Annotated in this window: 1 protein-coding gene; it reads right to left on the minus strand. The window is 39.0% G+C overall.

The annotated features are described in order from the left end of the window. Positions 1–390: hypothetical protein (locus tag ACYVTD_RS17170; protein ID WP_461248854.1), on the minus strand; the 390-nt coding region annotated here is incomplete at its 3' end. Positions 391–418 lie beyond the last annotated feature (28 nt).

The following is a 418-nucleotide window of genomic DNA, read 5'->3' on the forward strand; positions in this document are numbered from 1 at the left end:
TATCAAAAGAGCGCGCTCTATATCAATACCCCTCGACACAACTGGGAAATAATCCATTTTTATAAAATAAAGTCCGGCGCGCTCAATGTTGACAGTATACTCAACAAAACTTGTTTCTTCCGTACGCACAACACGCGGTTCTTTTTCAAAATTATCAACAATAGAAGCTCCCTGAGCGGAAGTCCATGAAAAAATATTAATGGGAATATCCCTCTGTCCGACAGGCGCATCAATATACTTTTCCATGTAGCGTGAATATGTATTTGTTCTTCCTGTGCTTGCGCCGCTAAGATCAAAGCCGGCATATTTAACCGAAAAATCCTGTTCCTTCCTTGTGGAGGCAAAAATGATCAACGCCGCAATAACAACAACTATAGCGGCAATTATCAAAATCTTTATTTTAGAATTATTTTCATTC

The organism is Treponema sp. R6D11 (assembly GCF_054786075.1).